At 64.1% G+C, this 15,495-nt stretch carries 10 protein-coding genes; 8 read left to right on the top strand and 2 right to left on the bottom strand.

Annotated elements, in window-relative coordinates; translation table 11 throughout:
• The first annotated feature begins 1 nt into the window (after position 1).
• The gene (locus C6W55_RS15745) at positions 2-2,098 is read left to right on the top strand and encodes a beta-galactosidase (RefSeq protein WP_286893746.1); all 2,097 of its coding nucleotides are present in this window, start codon (positions 2-4) and stop codon (positions 2,096-2,098) included.
• Positions 2,099-2,681: 583 nt separating this feature from the next.
• Here C6W55_RS15745 and C6W55_RS15740 read toward each other — a convergent pair.
• Together C6W55_RS15740 and C6W55_RS15735 are read right to left on the bottom strand one after the other, a co-directional pair.
• Positions 2,682-3,569 carry a fumarylacetoacetate hydrolase family protein gene (locus C6W55_RS15740; RefSeq protein WP_015256151.1) on the bottom strand — a complete coding sequence of 296 codons (888 nt, stop codon included), beginning with the start codon at positions 3,567-3,569 and terminating at the stop codon, positions 2,682-2,684.
• A 59-nt stretch (positions 3,570-3,628) separates the two neighbouring features.
• Positions 3,629-4,456 (bottom strand): HAD family hydrolase, encoded by an 828-nt coding sequence (locus tag C6W55_RS15735; protein WP_286893745.1) that lies wholly within the window; start codon positions 4,454-4,456, stop codon positions 3,629-3,631.
• Between the two features lie 207 nt (positions 4,457-4,663).
• Between C6W55_RS15735 and C6W55_RS15730 the strand changes: the two genes are divergently transcribed.
• The 7 genes from C6W55_RS15730 (at position 4,664) to C6W55_RS15700 (ending at position 15,147) form a co-directional block, all read left to right on the top strand.
• The gene (locus C6W55_RS15730; RefSeq protein WP_213483884.1) at positions 4,664-6,019 is read left to right on the top strand and encodes a TrpB-like pyridoxal phosphate-dependent enzyme; all 1,356 of its coding nucleotides are present in this window, start codon (positions 4,664-4,666) and stop codon (positions 6,017-6,019) included.
• A gap of 121 nt (positions 6,020-6,140) precedes the next feature.
• Positions 6,141-6,281: a hypothetical protein gene (locus C6W55_RS15725; protein WP_157373602.1), complete on the top strand. Its 141-nt coding sequence runs from the start codon at positions 6,141-6,143 to the stop codon at positions 6,279-6,281.
• Positions 6,282-6,420: 139 nt separating this feature from the next.
• Positions 6,421-7,959: a TIGR02677 family protein gene (locus tag C6W55_RS15720; protein WP_015256147.1), complete on the top strand. Its 1,539-nt coding sequence runs from the start codon at positions 6,421-6,423 to the stop codon at positions 7,957-7,959.
• Positions 7,956-9,197, top strand: a complete 1,242-nt coding sequence (locus C6W55_RS15715) for a TIGR02678 family protein (RefSeq protein WP_015256146.1) — start codon at positions 7,956-7,958, stop codon at positions 9,195-9,197. Before C6W55_RS15720 ends, C6W55_RS15715 begins: the two co-directional genes overlap by 4 nt.
• A 42-nt stretch (positions 9,198-9,239) precedes the next feature.
• A complete protein-coding gene (locus C6W55_RS15710) occupies positions 9,240-13,370 on the top strand; it encodes a TIGR02680 family protein (RefSeq protein ID WP_213483883.1) in 4,131 nt (1,376 codons plus the stop codon).
• Positions 13,367-14,761, top strand: coding sequence for a TIGR02679 domain-containing protein (locus tag C6W55_RS15705; protein ID WP_286893742.1), 1,395 nt, complete (start codon positions 13,367-13,369; stop codon positions 14,759-14,761). The genes C6W55_RS15710 and C6W55_RS15705 overlap by 4 nt, the downstream gene beginning before the upstream one ends.
• Before the next feature lie 128 nt (positions 14,762-14,889).
• Positions 14,890-15,147, top strand: coding sequence for a hypothetical protein (locus C6W55_RS15700; protein ID WP_286893741.1), 258 nt, complete (start codon positions 14,890-14,892; stop codon positions 15,145-15,147).
• The last annotated feature ends 348 nt before the right edge of the window (positions 15,148-15,495 follow it).

Here is a 15,495-nt window from a genome sequence, read left to right as displayed (position 1 = left end):
CATGCTCAAACGATACCCGCCGGTCAGCGCCAAACTGCCGGTGCTCATGCACGGGGCGGACTATAATCCGGACCAATGGCTGCACGATCCGAAGGTGCTGGAGGAGGATGTGCGGCTGATGAAGCTGGCCGGCTGCAACGTGATGTCGGTCGGCATTTTCGCGTGGGCGGCGCTGGAGCCGGAAGAGGGGAGGTTCGAATTCGGCTGGCTGGATGATGTGATGGAGCGGTTGCACCGGAACGGCATTTACGTCTGGCTGGCGACGCCGAGCGGGGCGCGGCCGGCGTGGATGTCGCAGAAGTATCCGGAGGTGCTGCGCGTCGGGCCGAACCGGGTGCGCAATCTGCACGGGTTCCGCCACAACCATTGCTACACGTCGCCGGTGTACCGGGAGAAGACGGCGATCATGAACGCGAAGCTGGCGGAGCGGTACGCGCATCACCCGGCGGTCGTCGGCTGGCACGTGTCGAACGAGTACGGCGGCGAATGCCACTGCCCGCTGTGCCAGGAGGCGTTCCGCGCGTGGCTGCGGGCGAAGTACGGCTCGCTGGAGGCGTTGAACCGGGCGTGGTGGACAGCGTTTTGGTCGCACACATATACCGACTGGGCGCAGATCGAGTCGCCCGCGCCGCACGGGGAACATCAGGTGCACGGGCACAATCTCGACTGGCGGCGGTTCGTGACCGAGCAGACGGCCGATTTTCTGAGGCATGAGGCAAGGCCTTTGAAGGCGGTGAATCCGGACCTGCCGGTGACGGCGAATCTGATGGAACTGTACGACGGGCTGGATTATCGCGTTTTGGCACGGGAGATGGACGTCGTCTCCTGGGACGCGTACCCGCTGTGGCACAAGCCCGGCGCGGACGGCGACGCGGACACGGCCTCGTGGTTCGCCCTGAACCACGATCTGTTCCGCTCTTTGAAGGGCGGGCGGCCGTTCCTGCTCATGGAGAGCACGCCGAGCCTGACGAACTGGCAGCCGGTCAGCAAGCTGAAGCGGCCCGGCATGCACCGGCTGTCCTCGCTGCAGGCGGTGGCGCACGGCTCGGATTCGGTGCAATATTTCCAGTGGCGGAAGAGCCGGGGATCGAGCGAGAAGTTCCACGGCGCCGTCATAGGCCACGCCGGCCACGAGCATACCCGCGTGTTCCGCGATGTCGCGGAGCTCGGCGAGACGTTGAAGCGGCTGGCGGACGTGCGCGGCTGCGCGGTGCCGGCGGAGGCGGCGATCGTGTTTGACTGGGACAACCGGTGGGCGATCCGGGATGCACAGGGACCGCGCAACGCCGGAATGGGGTATGAGCAGACGGTGCACACGCATTATCGCGCGCTGTGGGAGCTTGGCGTGCCTGTTGATGTGATCGGCTCGGAGGATGACTTTGATCCGGAGCGGTACAAGCTGATCATTGCGCCGATGCTGTACATGGTGAAGCCGGGCGTCGGCGGGAAGGTCGAGGCGTTCGTCGAGCGCGGCGGCACGTTCGTCGCGACGTACTGGTCGGGCATCGTCGACGAGAACGATCTTTGTTATCTCGGGGGATTCCCGGGGCCATTGCGGCATGTGCTCGGCATATGGGCGGAGGAGATCGAGGGGCTGTACGACGAGGACCGGAACGGCTTGCGCATGAACGGTTTGGGTGCGGTTGAGCTGGGGCTAACGGAGGGGCGGACGTACGAGATCCGCGAGCTGTGCGAGCTCGTGCACGCGGAGTCCGCCGAGGTGCTGGCGGAGTATACGGATGATTTCTACGCCGGGCGTCCGGCCCTGACCGTGTGCCGGCTCGGCGCGGGGCGCGCGTATTATCTGGCCGGACGGGCGCAGCCGCCGTTCTATGACGACTTCTACGGCGGCCTGGTGAGGCGGCTGGGCGTCCGGCGCGCGCTTGAGGTTGATCTGCCGCGGGGCGTGACCGCGGGCGTGCGCACCGACGGCGAGCACGACTACGTGTTCGTGCAGAACTTCACCGGCGGGCCGGTGAAGCTGGCGCTCGACGCGCGCGAATACGTGGATATGGAGAGCGGCGCGGCGTACGCGCCCGGCAGCGCGCTGGAGCTGCCGGTGCACGGCGTGCGCGTGCTGCGGCGCCGCGCGGTGTGACCGCGGCGCGTGCGCGTCGCGCGGGTGCGCGGCCGCTAACGGAACGTAGTACCGTTAGCGTGGCCTGACCGCGCCGCCGAGCCTTAACGGCATTCCATGCCGTAAAGCATGCCCGGGCAAGGCGTCGGGGCGGCTAACGGCACGTGGTGCCGTTAATTGACCGTTCGGGCGTAGCATCGTGCCCAATAACGGCACTTGGTGCCGTTACAGGCGGCTCGCGGCCGAAGCCTTCGTCCGAAAGAAGGAAATAACGGCACGTGGTGCCGTTAATTGACCGTTCGGGCGTGGCAGCGTGCCCAATAACGGCACTTGGTGCCGTTACAGGCGGCTCGCGGCCGAAGCTTCCGCCCGAAAGAGGGAATTAACGGCACGTGGTGCCGTTAATTGACCGTTCGGGCGTGGCAGCGTGCTTAATAACGGCACTTGGTGCCGTTACAGGCGGCTCGCGGCCGAAGCCTTCGCCCGAAAGAGGGAATTAACGGCACGTGGTGCCGTTAATTGACCGTTCGGGCGTGGCAGCGTGCCCAATAACGGCACTTGGTGCCGTTACAGACGGGGCCTGGCCGCAAGCCAGCCCCTGAACTCACGCAATCGGATTCGTCAGCGCGCCGAGCCGCTCGATTTCCACCGTCACCGTATCGCCCGCCCGCAGGTACGGCTTGCCGGGCATGCCCATCGCCACGCCGGCGGGCGTCCCCGTCAGGATGATGTCGCCCGGCTCGAGCGTGAAATGCCGCGAGATATACGCGATCAGCTCGGCGCAGCCGAAGATCATGTCGCCCGTATTGGACTGCTGGCGCACCTCGCCGTTCACGATCGAGCGGATCGCGAGCCGCTGCGGGTCGCCGACCTCGTTCGCGGTGACGAGATACGGTCCGAGCGGGCAGAAGCCGTCGCCGGTCTTGCCGAGCAGCCACTGGGATGTGCGGTTCTGCAGATCGCGCGCCGAAATGTCGTTGGCGCAGCAGTAGCCGAAAACATGATCCAGCGCTTCCGCCTCCGATACCCCGCTTGTCCGCTTCCCGATCACGACGCACAGTTCGGCCTCGTAATCGAGCTGATCCGTCAAATGCGTTCCGCGAACCGGCTGCAGATGGGCATTCAGTGCGTTGGCGTACTTGCTGAACAGCACGGGCGTCTCCGGCGGCGTCTTGCCTGTCTCTTCGGCGTGCGCGCGGTAATTGAGCCCGACGCAGATGATTTTGCCCGGCGCGGGCACGCACGGCCCCCACGACACCTGATCCTCCGGCACGAGGTACGGTGCTCCGGCCGTCGCGGGGCATTCTTCCAGCAGCCGACCGAGCGCGGCAATGCCGGCCTCACCCGTGCGGATCGCGGCCATCGGATCGATCGGCACGCCGTCCCGGCTGCCGCCCGTCGCTTCAAGCGCGCGCTCAAAATCGATGATTCCGCCCTCGACTTTCACCCCGAGACGGGGCGTCCCGTCCCGCATCAATGTCGCCAGTTTCAACAGCCATCCTCTCCTTTCGGATGCATACGACTGCGCGATGCCGAAGGAACCTGCAGCCGCTATGTTCCCGTCCTCATCGTAACCGAAAAACCGGCTTCTGCGCGACCGTCCCGACTTCTCGCCTCCCCGTGCGGCGGGAAGGCGAGCGCATCGTAATCGGAAACGACTTCGTCCGCTCCCGGCAGGCCGCCGGGCGCGCCGATCCCGATGGTCAGGCGGACGCCCGCTGCCTTGCCCATCTGCATGTCGCCGGCGGTATCGCCGATCAGCGCGGTCCGCGACGGCTCGATGCCGAGCGAGGCGCAGGCCAGGCGCGCCATCTCGGGATCGGGTTTGCCGCGGCTTACCCGGTCGTTGCCGATGATGTCGGCGAAATGATGGTCAATCCCCAGCCAATGCAAATGTTTCCGGGCTTCCTTCGTATCATCCGCGGTTACGACGGCCAGCGGCAATCCGCGCTGCGCGCATTGTTCCAGGAAACGGTGCAGGCCGGGCAGCGCCCGGGCCGGCCGCATCCGGTCCAGTTCCGCTGCAGCCTGGATGCGGCAGCTGCGGACCAGTTCCAGCGCTTCATTCCACGGCAGCCCGCAACGATACGCCTTGCCCGCCAGAATGGCCGTCACATCATCGATCGACCCCATCGCGAAAGGGCCTTTGCGGTCATAGCCGATCATCGGGCCGTCCGCCGCATGGAAAGTGCCCAGCAGTTCGGTCCACTCGTTCATCCGCCACTCGATTCCCCGGGCGGCAAGACCGGCGCGCAGCCGTTCGTACAGACAATCCGCCCAGGCTCCCCATAACCCGAGGAAATCAAGCAGCGTGCCGTCCTTGTCGAAAAGGATGCCGTCGATCTCATAGGCTCGGCCGTTTACCAGCAGCATCGTCATACAGCCTTCCCCTCCGACACGCCGGAGAGCAGTTCCCCCCAGTACGTCATGTCGACCGAAACCTCCATCAGCACAAGTGCCATTTTCCACTTCAACATGAACATTGCCGATTCCTCCGTATTCCGGAACAGAATTGAAGACGATGAAAAGGAAATTTCCCCTTCGCGTTGAATGTTTTGTAGAAACTTCCCCAAGGAGTCGATGCCGGTGAGCGAGAAGAAAATTCTGCTGTCCGAACGCGAGATTCCGACGCATTGGTACAACGTCATGGCGGACATGCCCAACCTGCCGCAGCCGCCGCTGAACCCGGCGACCGGGAAACCGGCCGGTCCCGAAGATCTGGCGGCGATCTTCCCGATGGAGCTGATCAAGCAGGAAGTATCGACGGAACGGTGGATCGAAATTCCGGAGCCGGTGCGGGAGCTGTACAAGATCTGGCGTCCGGCGCCGCTGTACCGCGCCCTGCAGCTGGAGAAGGAGCTGGATACGCCGGCGCACATTTATTATAAGTACGAAGGCGTCTCCCCGGCCGGCAGCCACAAGCTCAACACGGCGATTCCGCAAGCCTACTATAACAAAGAAGCGGGCATCAAGCGGCTGACGACGGAGACCGGCGCCGGCCAATGGGGCTCATCCATCAGCTTGGCCTGCCGATTCTTCGGGCTGGAATGCATGGTGTACATGGTGAAGGTCAGCTACAACCAGAAGCCGTACCGCCGCATCCTGATGAACACATTCGGCGCCCAGGTCGTCGCAAGCCCGTCGAACCTGACGGAAGCGGGCCGCGCCGTGCTCGCCGCCGATCCGGACTCGAACGGATCGCTCGGCATCGCGATCAGCGAGGCGGTGGAAGATGCGGCGAAGCGCAGCGACACGAACTATTCGCTCGGCAGCGTGCTGAATCACGTCTGCCTGCATCAGACGGTCATCGGCCAGGAAGCGAAGCTGCAGCTTGAGAAAGTCGGGGAGTATCCCGACGTGGTGTTCGCGAGCTGCGGCGGCGGTTCGAATTTCGCCGGGCTGGCGTTCCCGTTCCTGAGGGACAAGCTGACGGAGAACCGGAAGGTTCGCCTTGTGGCCGTCGAGCCGTCGGCCTGCCCGACGCTGACGCGCGGTACGTTCGCGTACGACTTCGGTGACGTGGCGAAGATGACGCCGCTCCTCATGATGTACACGCTCGGCCACGAGTTCATGCCGCCGGGCATCCATGCCGGCGGGCTGCGCTACCATGGCGACTCGCCGCTCGTCAGCCAGCTCTATCATGACGGGCTGATCGAGGCTGTCGCGTACGACCAGACCCGCGTCTTCGAGGCGGCCGTGCAGTTCGCCCGGACCGAGGGCATCGTGCCGGCGCCGGAGTCGGCGCATGCGGTGCGTGCGGCGATCGACGAAGCGCTGCGGGCGAAGGAAGCCGGCGAGAAGAAGGTCATCCTGATCGGCCTGTCGGGCCACGGTCATTTCGACATGTCGGCTTATGAGACGTATCTGTCCGGCGCCCTGCAGGATACGCCGTATTCGGAAGAAGCGCTGCGGGAGAGCCTGAGCCGGCTGCCGCAAGTATGATGGTTCGCGAATGGTTTGAAAGCGATGATGCAGGATCGCCGTGACGCTTTGAAGGGAGGCGGTCAATCCGGAAATAATCGAACTGCCGAAAACCTCGGGATTTTTCCGGGCGAAACGCCGGATGGAAGAACGGATCGGCACGTCGCTCGATCTGATCACGGCCGGCGATCCGGAAGCGATCGCCATCATGGAAGCGAACATGCTCAAGGAAACGTTGGAATGGCGTAGAAAATTGAAGTTGGATGAGACGGCTGAAAAATGATTGGGTCATGTCCCTGCCTATTTGGCGGGGTTTCTTCTTGCGCAATTGTTCGCTTTCCCAACATTCCGCGGCTTGCCAACCGCCCGTGTTCTTGTTTACAGTTGGGAATAGAACGTTTCATGGCGAAGGGAGTCGGAAAATGGATCTGCCGCTGTCCGGCCGCTTGACGCGCAACATCCCCGAACTCAAGTATGTCAACGCGGACAACGTCGCCCGTTACCGCGTGATCATGCGATTTTTCTACGAGGAATACAAGCGTCTGCGCTACTGGATGAAGCCCGAGGACGTGTACAACGGGGTCATGCGGTGGGGCGCGCTGCCCGATTACACGCTGGAGCAGTGCATGGCCGATCTCGCGCAGCTCGAGGAGTGGGGCAACCTCGCTTCCCGGCACGACGCGGGGCGCGCCACAACGCTTGAAGAGTACATGCGCAAGAAGCTGCAATATCTGCTCACGCCGTATTCAATCGAGATCGAGCGGCTGCTGGAATCGCTCGAGAAAGTGACGGGATACGGCGGCTCGCTGGAGCCGACGCTGTTCGACTCGATTGCGGAGAAACTTTTCGCCATCCGGCGGATGGACTGGGACAAGGAGCCGGGAGCCGCGCTTGAACTGTGGACGTCGCTCCATGACGCGTTCAAGCGACTGCACGAGAACGCGGCCGACTACATCGCGAGCATGCAGACGGCCAAGGCCGAGGAAATGATGGTAACCGAATCGTTCCTCGTCTACAAGGACCGGCTCACCCATTACCTGCAGAATTTCGTTCAGGCGCTGCAGCGGAGCGCCTACAAGATCGAAGGCAATCTCGAGCAGATATCGGCCAATCTGCGCGACATGTTCCTGGAGCGTGTCGCCGACGAAGAGCTGGACAGGCCCCGGCTTGAGGACGTGCCGGACAAGGCGTCGATGGTCGGCGAGTTGCGGCAGGGCTGGAGCAATCTGGACCGGTGGTTCCGCGGAGACGGGCGCGCCCCGTCCGAGCTGGCGCTGCTCGAGCGGGCGACGAAGGACACGATCGCGCGCGTCGTGCGCAGCGTCATCCGCCTGCAAGAAAGAAAACGCTCCGGCGTCAGCCGCAAGAAGGAACTGGAACATCTCGCCGGCTGGTTCGCGCGGATGGAGCGGCTGGAGGACGCGCACAGGTTGGCCGGGCTCGTGTTCGGCTTGTTTCGGACACGCCATCTGCAAGGTGAAGATTTGCGGTTGACCGACCGGGCCGACCAGTCGATGTGGGACGAGGAGCCGACGGTACGCGCCTTGCGCTCCCGCAGCCGGAAGCGCATCGGGCGGCAGGAGACGGAGCCGGTGCCCGAGCATGCCGAACGGAAGCGGCGCGAGCGGGAGGCGTACCGGCGGCGCCAGGCGGAGGAATGGGCGGTCATGCAGGATCTGCTGCGGCGTGGAAAGCTCGTCGTATCCGAACTCGGCGTCGTGCCGTCCGCCGTGCGCTTGCGGCTGTTGCACTGGATCGGAAGATGCAACGCGTCGCCTCGGCATTCGTTCATGACGCCGGAAGGCGTCGTCATCGCCATGACGAATCCCCGGACGGCGCGGCGGACCATCCTCCGATCGGAAGACGGCGACCTGGAGCTGCCGGATTACGAGTTCGTCTTCGCGATGGAAGACGCGGCCCGGATGGCGGCCGCGGCGGCGGAAGGAGGACGGGGCGAATGAGCGGCGGCAACGCGGGCATGAGCGCGATCGCGCGGGCGAAGCGGGCGGCCCGCACGGAGGCGGCTTCGGCGCAGGCGCTGGAGCGCAAGCGGGAATGCGTCCACGCGCTGCTGAACCGGCCATGGATCCTGAAGGAAGACGATCCGGACCTCTACTTCGCGATCCGGGATGACTACGAGGAGCTGCGGGACTGGTTCATGGATCAGGCGGGTCTTCCCCTCATCGTCACGCGCAGTCTCGCCAAGCTGGAAAAGACGCCGGCCATACCGCACCCGTGGATGGGGTTCGAGGAGTTCCGCGAGGTCAGCGACTACGTTTTTTTCACCTATGTGCTGTGGTATCTGGAAGACAAGACCGAGATGGACCAGTTTCTTCTGTCGGAGCTGGTGGAAGAAGTGCGCGAACAGATGAACGCGGCGGGCCTGGAAGCGGACTGGAAGATCTATCATCACCGGATGTCGATGGCCCGGGCGCTGCGCAAGCTGACGTCGCTCGGCGTGCTGATCGCGGTCGACGGGGACGAAAGCGGCTGGGCGCAGAGCGAGGAACGGAACGCGCTCTACGAATGTTCGTCCCATGCCCGCTATGTGCTCCGCCGGTTCCCGCAGGATCTGACGATGTACGTCCGGATGGAGGAACTGACGGATCCGATCCGATACGCGGACACGCCGGACGGCGAGAACATGCGCCGGCGCCATCGCGTCTACCGGCGGTTCTTGATGGAGCCGGCCGTGCTTGACCGGGATTGGGAAGCGGATTTGCTGCCCTATGTGCTGACGCAGCGCAGGTCGATCATGGACCATCTGCAGCGGATGCTCGGATGGGAAGGCCGAAGATACCGCGAGGGACTTCTGTTCTTCCATCCCGAACTGACGAGCGAGGCGGAGCTGTTCCCGACGCTGGCCGGTGTGTCGGATCTCGTCCTGCTGCTGGCCGGTGAGCTGCGCCGCCGTCTCGGCATGGAAGACGGCGGCTTGCGGCCGGAACCGGACGGAACGATCCTGCTCGAACGGTCGGAGCTGGAAGGGATGCTTCTGCGCCTGCAGGAACAGCATCAGACTTATTGGAGCAAGGAATACCGCGGAATGTCCTCGGCCCAGCTGGCGGAGGAATGCACCCGCCACATGGCGGAGTGGCGGCTGGGCGAGTGGGAGGACGGGCACCGCTTCAGAATCTTTCCTGTGCTGTCGCGCTGGAGCGGGGAATACGACATCGCGGGCACGGATGACGAACCATAGAACGGATGCGGAGAATAAAGAAAGACCGGAGGAGGCGACGGAATGACGGTCTATACGGGGAACGCGGACGGCAGATGGCGGATGGGGCGCGTCGGCATCCTCAATTTTTGGCATTACGATGAAGAAGTGTTCGAACTGGAGGATGGACGGCTCATTCTGCGTGGGGCGAACGGATCGGGCAAGTCGGTGACGATGCAAAGTTTTCTCCCGCTCGTCCTCGACGGAGACAAGCGTCCGCACCGCCTCGATCCGTTCGGTTCGCGCGACCGGCGCATCGAGTATTATCTGCTCGGCGAGCCGGACAGCGGCAAGACGGACGTCACGGGCTATTTGTGGATGGAATTCGTCCATCCCGCGAGGGGGCTGACGAAGACGATCGGCATCGGTCTTCGCGCGCGGCGGGGAGCGGCCCAGGTGCAGTTCTGGGGATTTCTGCTCGACGACGGGCGGAGGATCGGGATCGATTTCTGGCTGTACGATCGGAATCACTGGCTCGAACACCATACCCGGATTCCACTCGGCCGGCAGGAGCTGGAGAAGGCGATCGGCGCCGGTGGCCAGGTGGTGCACGATCAGGCGTCCTATCGCGATCTGGTGAATCGGCAGTTGTTCGGTTTCGCGGACGCGGAGAGCTATCAGGATCTTCTGCATCTGATGATCCAGCTGCGCAGCCCGAAGCTGTCGAAGGAATTCAAGCCGTCGGCGATCTATGACATTCTGCACAGCGCGCTCCCGCCGCTGCAGGAGGATGAGCTCAGGCCGCTCTCCGAAGTGCTGGAGGACATGGATCAGATAGCCGACCGGCTGGACGAGCTGCGTCTCCATATGCGGGAACTCGGCAGGCTGCAGGAGACGTACGAGCGCTACAACCGGCGGACGCTGTACGACGAATCGGCGCGGTTGCTGGAGGCGAGCGCGGAACATCGCGGGCAGGAGACGCGGCTTCGCGAGAGCGAGGCGAACCTGAAGCAGGCGGAAGAGGACAAACGGGCCGCGATGGCGGACATTTCGCGTCTGGAAGCGGCGATCGGGCAGGCCGAGAGCGAGCTGGACGTGCTGGAGAACCACGAGGCGATCGGCAAGCAGCGGGAGCTGGAAGCGGCGGCGGCCGCGCTCGCGGATGCGGAGAAACATCTGGAACTGGCGCATGAACGATTGCGCAGGAACCGCGACCGTCTTCTGGCGGTCGAACGCGACCTTGAGGAAGCCGAACTGCATCGCGGCCGGTTGCGCGCGGAACAACAGGAGTTGTTGAAAGAGCTCGAATCGATCGCGCAAGAGATCGAATTCGCCGATCACGCGGTCCATCATCGGCTGTGGGAGCGCGGCGAACCCGCGGATGATGTGTGGAGGGAACCTTGGCGGCGCGATCTGAAGCGGCACAGGGAACGGTTGGAAATGGCGCTTGCGAAGGCGCGCGAGGAGCAGGCCGCCGCCCGGGCGGTGCGGGAGTTGGAAGCGGACCTGGGCGAAGCGCGCAAGGGAAGGGACGAACGGGAGCGGGAGCGCAATGAATGTGCGCGGGCGCTTGAAGAAGGCAAGGACGCGCTGCGCGAAACAATCGTCATGTGGCGCGATGCGCTCGTCGAATTGCCGTTCGGCGAGGATCGGGTCCGCGAGACGTTCGAGGCGGTGTCGGCGTTCGGCGTGAACACCCGGTCCGCCGAAGCGATCCGCGCGCCGATGCGGGAAGCGCTGGCCGCAAGACGGGAACAACTGGCCGCCGAGCGGCTGCGGCTGGAGCATGAACGGCGGATGCTGGAGTTGGAGCGGGAGCGGCTCGCGGAGGAGAAGCGGACATGGGAAGCGGAGCGCGAGCCCGAGCCGCCCCGGGGCGATGCGCGCGCGCGCCGGCGCGAGCGCTGCGCGCCCGGAAGCGGTGCGCCGCTGTACGCCGCTTGCGATTTCCGCGCGGATGTGGACGATGCGCGGCGGGCGCGGATCGAGGAAGCGCTGGAGCGCGCGGGGCTGCTGGACGCCTGGATTTCGCCGGACGGACGGATCGGCGCGGCGGGCGACGATGAAGAGGAGGCCTGGATTGTTCCGCAGCCGATCGAGTTCGGTTACACGCTGGCCGATGTGCTCGTTCCGTCGCCCCCGGCGGAATCCGGACTCTCAAATGAGACGATTGACGCGGTATTGCGGACGGTGCTGTGGGTCGATGACGGAGGGGCGTATGGACTTGACGCGCAGGGGGCCGCCCTGTCGGGCGCCGGAGCCTGGCGGATCGGTCCGCTCGCCGGCCAGACGGCCGGCAAGGCGCGCGCCGAGTATATCGGCAAGGAGACGCGGCGCCGGACTCGGCTGCTGGAGATCGCGCGCCTGCAGCGGGAACTGGAGGCGCTGGCCGAACGGATCGCCGATCTCGACCGCGGGCTGGCCGACCTGTCCGCCAGAGAGCGGCAGGCGATTGAGGAGAGCGGCGGTTTCCCGGACACGGCCAATCTTGAGCAGCGGCTGCAGGACCTGAACGATGCGGCTTCCAGGTTGGAGGCCGCACTCGGTCAGGAGCATCGCGCGCTCGAGCGGTTCAAGGCGAAGTCGGCCGAATGGCGCGAACTGCAGCGGGAGTTGACCGAACTGACACAATCCTGGTCGCGGCTGAAGCGGGAACGGGACCTCGAAGAGGCGCTGGCCGCGGCGAGGGACTATGAGGCGGCGCTCTCGGACCTGCATTCCGCCTGGCGGCGGCAGGCCGATCTGGAGCGGCGGACAGACGACTTGCGTCATGCGCGGCAAGCCGCGGAAGACGCGATCGGACAGGACGAACAGCTGACGGATGAACTGGAGGATCGCCGCCGCGTGCTGCGCGCCCAGGTGGACGCATTGCGCAGGCTGATGGATGATCTCGGGCTGGCCGATATTTCCCGCCGCATCGAGACGTTGAAGCGGGAGCGGGAGCGGCTGCTGCTGGAACGGAAGGCGGCGTCCGCGAGGCTGGCGGATGCCACCGAGGCGGCGGGCAAGGCGGCAGCAAGCGTGGAACTGGTGCGGGAGCGGGAAGCCGAGTGCCGGCGGCTGCTGGAAGACGCTCTGGAGCGCTGGCGGCGCGAGATCGGCAGGCGGCTTCTGGACGAATGGCGGGACGCGGCGGCCGAAGCCGCATCCGCGGGCGCGGAACGGGCGGCAGAGCTGGCCCATGCGATCCGGCAGCGCTACGACGCGGCGTTCTCCGGCCGGAACGCGGACACGGTCAAGAACACGCTGCTGGAGCAGTTCAATGAAGTGCGGAGCGTTCTGACCGACTACGTGCTCGAGCTGGACATCGAGGAAGACACGGGACGGATCGTGCTGGCCTCGAAAAGGGACCGCGCGCATCCGCAGCCGCCTTCGTTGCTGCTCGAGGAACTGAAGCGTGACGAGGAACAGCAGAGCGCGCTGCTCAGCGAGAAGGACCGCGAATTGTACGAGGAGATCATCTTGCGCAGCGTCGGCAAGGCGATCCGCCAGCGCATCCACCGCGCGGAAAGCTGGGTGGACCGCATGAACCGTCTCATGGAAGAGCGCAACACGTCGAGCGGCCTGCGGCTGAAGCTGGAATGGCGGGAGAAGGCGGCGGCGAACGAACAGCAGCTGGACACGGCGGTGCTCGTCGAGCTGCTCAAGCGGGACGCCCACCGGCTGCGCGAAGACGAGATTGACGCCATGATCCGGCATTTCCGCTCGCAGATCGGCTACGCGAAGCAGAACGCCCTGAGCGAGAAGGAGTCGCTGCGCAAGCATCTGTACGAGGTGCTTGACTACCGCAACTGGTTCCAGTTCGAGCTGAAGTATCGCAAAGGGGAACAGACCGGGTACCGGCCGCTCACCGATTCGCGCTTCAATGTGCTGAGCGGCGGCGAGAAGGCGATGGCGATGTACATTCCGCTGTTCGCCGCGGCCTGGTCGAGGTATTCCGACGCCCGTCCCGACGCGCCGCGGATCATCTCGCTCGACGAGGCGTTCGCCGGGGTCGACGAAGAGAACATGCGCGACATGTTCCAACTGCTCACCGAAATGGGCTTCGACTACATGATGACATCGCAGGTGTTGTGGGGCTGTTACGACACGGTGCCCCGGCTGGCCATCTATGAAATCCACCGCCCAAAGGACGCCGATTTCATCACGCTGTTCCGCTACCGGTGGAACGGGCGCGTCAGGGAATATGTGCCGGACGAGGCGGATGCGTCATGAGGACGGACGAGCAGCGGGGCGATGGTCCGCGGAGGGCGGCCCAATATTTCGGCCGGCCAGCCTTCCGGCGCATGCTGGCCGCTGTCTGGAGGAAGTATGCATCGCTCGGGCGGATCGGCGGCAAGGCGGTCGTGCCGGATCTGTCGCCGGACGAATGCGAGGCGATCGGCGAGTTCTTCGGCTGGAACTTAAGGCCCGGGGACACGGCCGAGATCCCGCTCACCCTGTTCGAGGCGGAGCTTCGGGATTCAGCGTTTGCGATCGGCCTTCTGGAGTTGCATCAGGTGCTGGAGGGCACGCCGCTGCTGTCGAGAAGTGAGCGGTTGCTGCTGCGGGACGCAGCGTGGCAGCAGTTTTTCCGGACGGCCCGGGAATCCGCGGGAACGGCGATGTCTCGGGTTGCCGCCGAATGGCTGTCCCGGTTGGAACAGGGTTGCGGGGCCGGACTGCCCGCGCTGCGGGAACTGTACAAGGCCGATCCGGAAGAGGCCCTGTCGTCGCTTCGGGTTGTCGTGCGCGTGCTGGACTTCCTGTTCGCGGGCGCGGAGCGCGGCGCGGGTCGGCCGATCCGGCTCCCGGTGTTGGCTGCCCGGATCAGCGGCGATGCCCACGCGCTGGATGCCGGACATCCCGCCGGCCGGATGCTACTGGCGGTGCTCAGGGAACGCGCGGATATGGAGGACGGCGTCGCCTCGACGGGCGGCGGCGATGCCGCCTCCGAGTTGGGTGCCGGAGATTCGCGGGAAGAGGAAGACGGTTCCGGGACGTTGAAGCTGCGGGAACTGTACCGCCGATTTGGCATCCTGGATGACGACCTGTCTTCTATCGTTCACTGGTATGTTCCGGTTCCGGACGAGCCGGCGATGCCGCGGGTGTGGACATTGCGGCAGGTGGAGGCGGCCGAACGGATTCCGCGTTGTTCTTCGCTCTATGTCGTCGAGAATCCCGCCGTATTTTCAACGATTGTGGATGCGGCCGGACCGGTGGTGATGGACGGCGATCCTCCCGCGCTGATCTGCACGAGCGGACCGGCCAGCGCGGCGGCGATCCGTTGGATGCAGCGCGCGTTGGAGTATTCGGGCGACGGCTGCAAGCTTTACTATTCCGGAGACTTCGACATCAAGGGGCTGTCCATGGCCCGGACATTGGCCGGTCTGTTTCCGGAGCGGTTTGCGCCATGGCGGTTTGACAGCGAGTCTTATCTGACGGCGATCCGGTCTTTGCCGGGCCCGGCGTTCGACGGAGGCGAACTTTCAAGGCTGGCGAATATGGTGGTGGAATGGGATCGCTCATTGTGCGCCGTGATGCGGGAAGTGGGGCGGAAGGTTCATCAGGAAGCGCTTGTGGAAGATTTGGTCAGCGATTTCTGTGAGACAGGCGGGTTTGCGTGACGGCGCATCCCCCTTTTTTGTTGATGAACCGCGGAGTGATATTGTGTAAAAATATGGATATTCCATGAAAGATCTATCGCCAAATGTGGGCGTTAACGTGGCCGGCCGGAGAGAAGGGAGAACCGAATATGATGATGGCCAAAACCTTTTCCGCATTCCTGTCCGCCATCCCCCTGTCGGCGATATTTACGTTTAACCAGAGGAACGCGCCGGACAACGATTCGTTTGGATATGTGTTTTTTACGGGGAGCATGGTCCTTGCCGCCTTCTATCTCCTTGTCGGCATCCCGTCCGTGATGGCGGACCGCATGGCATATCGAAGCAGACACCGGTTTGTATCGCAGTATCGCGGGAGGCGGTTTATTTTAAAAGATAAGACTTTATAAGTTTCACGCTTATAACCGGCTTATCTTTCACCGCAAAACGGACGCGCCCGCCCGGGAGGACGGCGCCAGCCGTTTTTGCTTGTCTTGGGTACCGGGTTTGGCCTGTTGTTCTTGCTGGTCAGAGATTTGCGTTACGATTTCGGATTGAGCGGCAGCATGCTTCGGACGATCTTGCTGTTCGGGCTGGCCGGAACGGTCTTCGCGGTCTTATGAATATTTAACCTGAATTTCGAAAGTCCGGAATAGCGCTAGTCGGATGAAGCGATCAGCAAAGATTCCATTCAATTTTGTGGCTGTTTTTCCAGTCAATTCGAGTGATTGCAGGCTAGATGGGTAAACGTTCCCCCT

Source organism: Thermobacillus sp. (assembly GCF_003390775.1).
Classification (GTDB): Bacteria; Bacillota; Bacilli; order Paenibacillales; family Paenibacillaceae; genus Thermobacillus; species Thermobacillus xylanilyticus.
This window is presented reverse-complemented; position numbering and strand designations above follow the sequence as displayed.

Excerpts from the sequence above, each read along its gene's own strand:
- C6W55_RS15745 (WP_286893746.1), top strand. The coding sequence starts at position 2 with ATGCTCAAACGATACCCGCCGGTCAGCGCCAAACTGCCGGTGCTCATG.
- C6W55_RS15735 (WP_286893745.1), bottom strand. The coding sequence starts at position 4,456 with ATGACGATGCTGCTGGTAAACGGCCGAGCCTATGAGATCGACGGCATC.
- C6W55_RS15725 (WP_157373602.1), top strand. The coding sequence starts at position 6,141 with ATGGAAGAACGGATCGGCACGTCGCTCGATCTGATCACGGCCGGCGAT.
- C6W55_RS15720 (WP_015256147.1), top strand. The coding sequence starts at position 6,421 with ATGGATCTGCCGCTGTCCGGCCGCTTGACGCGCAACATCCCCGAACTC.
- C6W55_RS15715 (WP_015256146.1), top strand. The coding sequence starts at position 7,956 with ATGAGCGGCGGCAACGCGGGCATGAGCGCGATCGCGCGGGCGAAGCGG.
- C6W55_RS15710 (WP_213483883.1), top strand. The coding sequence starts at position 9,240 with ATGACGGTCTATACGGGGAACGCGGACGGCAGATGGCGGATGGGGCGC.
- C6W55_RS15705 (WP_286893742.1), top strand. The coding sequence starts at position 13,367 with ATGAGGACGGACGAGCAGCGGGGCGATGGTCCGCGGAGGGCGGCCCAA.
- C6W55_RS15700 (WP_286893741.1), top strand. The coding sequence starts at position 14,890 with ATGATGATGGCCAAAACCTTTTCCGCATTCCTGTCCGCCATCCCCCTG.